The organism is Microcystis sp. M_QC_C_20170808_M3Col (genome assembly GCF_007095505.1).
GTDB lineage: Bacteria > Cyanobacteriota > Cyanobacteriia > Cyanobacteriales > Microcystaceae > Microcystis.
The window spans coordinates 1-3,945 of sequence record NZ_SFBY01000176.1 but is presented as its reverse complement, the minus strand read 5'-3'; the positions used below and the strand labels follow the sequence as shown (position 1 = coordinate 3,945).

2 protein-coding genes and 1 pseudogene are annotated in these 3,945 nt (G+C 47.7%); 2 read left to right on the top strand and 1 reads right to left on the bottom strand.

Features of this window, described 5'->3' with window-relative positions; all coding sequences use genetic code 11:
• Nucleotides 1–251: transposase (locus EWV84_RS08040; protein ID WP_287077583.1), on the top strand; the 251-nt coding region annotated here is incomplete at its 5' end.
• 16 nt (nucleotides 252–267) lie between these two features.
• Here EWV84_RS08040 and EWV84_RS08035 read toward each other — a convergent pair.
• Nucleotides 268–390, bottom strand: a pseudogene (locus EWV84_RS08035) (IS630-like element ISMae27 family transposase); the annotation flags it as partial.
• 626 nt (nucleotides 391–1,016) lie between these two features.
• On the opposite strand from EWV84_RS08035, the gene EWV84_RS08030 reads away from it, so the two are divergent.
• A complete protein-coding gene (locus tag EWV84_RS08030) occupies nucleotides 1,017–2,969 on the top strand; it encodes an alkaline phosphatase (protein ID WP_287077582.1) in 1,953 nt (650 codons plus the stop codon).
• The last annotated feature ends 976 nt before the right edge of the window (nucleotides 2,970–3,945 follow it).

Genomic DNA, 3,945 nt, shown 5'->3' with positions numbered 1-3,945 from the left:
AGAATCCGACAGAGGGAATGCTATCCATCTCGGAATGGTTGGCAAAATCCTCCAGTGTTTTTACCAAGAGTTGTCAAACAATCCGAAACTGGTTTGGAGAAATCATTAGTTATTTCGAGCGAAGAACAACGAATGGGGTGGTCGAGGGAATCAACAATAAACTTAAACTAATAAAACGAAGAGGCTATGGCTTTAGAAACTTTCGTAATTTTTGGGTTAGAAGTATGTTATCTTGGCATCTTGTCTGTTGATTTAGCATAAAGAGTAACGAAGAGCCAAAAAATATAAGGACTGTACTTTAGCGTAGGCTAAACTACTTTTTTGTTGTTTCATTAATTCTTTTAAATCTTCTACTGACTCAACAATATCAATTTTGGGTACGACCGGCATCGCCAATTTATCCACTTAATCATTTTTTCTATAAGTATGCCATAGTTTTTGAAATTTGGTATAAGTAGGGAGGTACAATTATTTGTAGGATGGGTTAGCGCACTTCGTAACTTATGCGGGCGTTGGGTTTCATACTTCAACCCAACCTACGTTCATCTTATATTTAATTCCTGTGTGAAAACGAAGCCTATACTGATAGTTTCTTCGGCAAAATAGTCGTAAAAGTCTTTCTCAGTCAACGTTTCACGATTCCATAAGCAAAAATTATCACACAAAGTCGAGAAGAGCCCCAATTGAGTCAAGTAGAAAAAATCGCCAGGTTGGCCGAAAGGCGAAAAGCGCACCCTTCGAACTCGCTATCCGAACGTCAAAAAGCGAGTTTCTAAAAAGAAAAAGGCGGTTCAAGAAATCTCTTAATCTTTCCGAAACGATATCTCTCACGGTTTCCTGGCTTTTATTGACTAGCCAAGCCGATTTCTTTTGTCTATAAGTCTAAAGTTGAGTACAAACAATCTTAAAATATCATAATTTTTAAGAATTTTAATCGGAATTTAATAGTCGGATAAAACAACATTAACGATCGATCTTTAGCATTGAGGAGGTAATTTTTCCTTTGCTAACTTCTCATGAAATCGAATTATAAACGCTCTCTACAACCTATCTGTTCGATACTTTGCTGGATCGCCGGTATCTGGACGGTTGGGTCTATTGCCCGTCCATCGGTAGCGGGAACGATCACGAACACGAAAAATGTGATCGTGATGATCGGCGATGGTATGGGTTGGGAGATGACCCGCGCCGCCGCCATCCAACGGCAGATTAATCAAGGCGCGACGGGGAATAGCCTAAACGACTTCTACACCTCCGGACAGGGCACGGGGCTGAGTTGGCAGACTCTAGCGAACTTTGGTCTCGTCACCACCTACGGAACGACGATCGCTCCAGCCAACGGAACCTTCAGCACCAACAATTCCGCACTGACCGGTTCCAACTCCGCGACTGGCGCGAGTCCAGTCCGCCCCGGCTTCACCTTTACCCCCACCTTTAACCCCGGCACGACCCCGACGGGAGGCGCGACCAATCCTAACCCCTTCGCGGTCGGGAATCTCGTGGGTTACGATCCCGCTCGCGGCGGCTCGGTGCCTTGGGATGACGCTTACTACGGCGGTACTCCCGGCGCGGGATTCGATCGAGAATACATCAAATACAGTTATCCCGACTCGGCCAACACCGCGACCACCCTCTACACTGGGGTAAAAAGCTATAACAACGCGATCGGGGTCGATATCTTCGAGAAAGCCTTAAAATCCACCCTTGCGATCTCCGCGGAGAAAGGCAAGGCTACCGGCCTTGTCACCTCGGTTCCAATCGATCACGCCACACCAGGCGCAGCTGCAGCTAACGTCAACCGTCGCAATAAATACGACGCGATTTTCCCCAACCTCGATAACATTCTGCAACAGGAACTCCGCATCTATCAGCCCACCGTTCTGCTCGGTGGTGGGAACCCGGCGAGTAATCCGTTACCCCTCCCTCCTGGCGGACAGGTGGAACCCCCAGTGGATTACACCTACATTACCCGAGATACTTACGACTACCTGAAAGCGAACCCGATTAATAACCGCTACGGGTACACTTTTATCGAACGCGGGCCGGACGCGACACAGGCTCTGTTAGACGCGGCGGCGTTAATCGATCCAGACGATCCCAACGGTAATCGTCTTCTCGGTCTCTACGGCGCACGGGGACAGAACGGCAATCTTCCCATTAACTCTGCGGACGGAACCTATCGCAACACTGGACTAGATATGTTCTCGCTGTTTAGTTCCGCGCAGGCCGGAGATTCCCGCAATATCATCCCCGGTATCCCCAATCCAGACACCCAACGTCCCCTGCTCCTCGGCGAAACCGACGCTTCGTTCATCGCCACCGAGTTAAACCAGAACCCGCGGCTGAAGGAGCTCACCCAAGCGGCCTTAGACGTTCTCGGCAGAGATCGCGAAGGATTTTGGCTCATGGTGGAAGGGGGCGATATCGATTGGGCAGCCCACGATAATAACCTCGATAACCTCATCGGCGCAACCCTCGATTTTAACGATTCGGTGCAGTACGTCATTGATTGGATTAACAATAACGGCGGTTGGGAACAGAATTTACTAATCGTCACCGCCGACCACGATCATTACTTTACCCTCCGCGATGACTATCCCGAACTCCTGCAAACCGTGGGCGCTGACGATATGACCTTCTCGCTCAATACTCCGGCGGGTGCAGGTCATTTCTGGGGTTCCGAGGGCGCGACAGCTCCCACTGGTTTAACCAAATACAAATGGGGCAATCACACGAACCGCCCCGTTCCCGTTTTTTATCAGGGGAAAGGATCGGAAGTGTTATCGAGCCTCGTCGGTCAGGGCTTTACCGATTACGGTAAATCCGTCCCTGGTATCCCCGGACTACTCGATCAGACCCACATCGCCATAACCCAGCAAAGCGCCCTCGAAACCGTTCCCGAACCGACGACAATCGCCGGACTGCTCGGTTTCGGCGCTTCGTTACTGGTGATCCGTCGCCGGAAATAAGTTAGGGAATTTACCTTTAATGTCGGCTTGAAGGCTATGTAGGGCTGGCTGAATAAATCTAAAAACCTTGTTGGGTAAGACTTTTAGACCTTTTGTCAATCAAAAAGTACTGGATATGGGAGTGATCGGGGGGAAAATTCTGGGACTTTTTCCCTGAAAATTAGGTAATTGGCCACCTCAAAACTGGTAAAACCCCACACCCCACACCCCACACCCCACACCCTGCCACCACCGAAAAACTTTTTGCCGCAAACCCTATGTATGTTTTACCTCGGAGATGAAAGGTTCCGCCAATATAGAACAGCACTTCGACAGGCTCAGTGACACGAAGCACAACTGTTTAGAGTTGTGTTAGAATATAAGAGTCAACAGGTTGAAATGCCGCTCACACCGTGAAAATCCCGTTGCAATAGTACGGCACTTTTGAGGAGAAAAAACAAGACAAGAGCCACCCGAAAACTCTTAAAACAGGGGAGTAAGTCTTTTCCAAGACTGAAACAAACTAAAAACATTTTGTCGCAAGGCAGATAGGGTAGGGCATACCTGAATCTTGGTTGAAAGACCAAAACCCTTGCAGAGCTATCCACAAGTGGACAACTAGATAGGGTTTGCGGCAAAAAATCTAAAAACCTTGTTGGGTAAGACTTTTAGACTTTTTGTCAATCAAAAAGTACCAGGCATGGGAGTGATCAGGGGTAAAATTGAGGTACTTTTTCCCTGAAAATTAGGTAATTGGCCACCTCAAAACCGGTAAAACCCCACACCCCACACCCCACACCCAGGAAAAACTTTTTCAGCAAGCCCTAATTAGGAGTGCAAAAGGTATTGTAAAGTTTCAATACAAATATAGTCATATGTAGCCAGCCATGGTAATATGTGAACACGAAACTATCAGACTAGGCAAAAAAAACAGGAATAAGTTATCGAACGGCTTGGAGGTGGTGGAAACAAGGGAATTTAACAGGCTATCAATTGC

Excerpts from the sequence above, each read along its gene's own strand:
- EWV84_RS08030 (WP_287077582.1), top strand. The coding sequence starts at position 1,017 with ATGAAATCGAATTATAAACGCTCTCTACAACCTATCTGTTCGATACTT.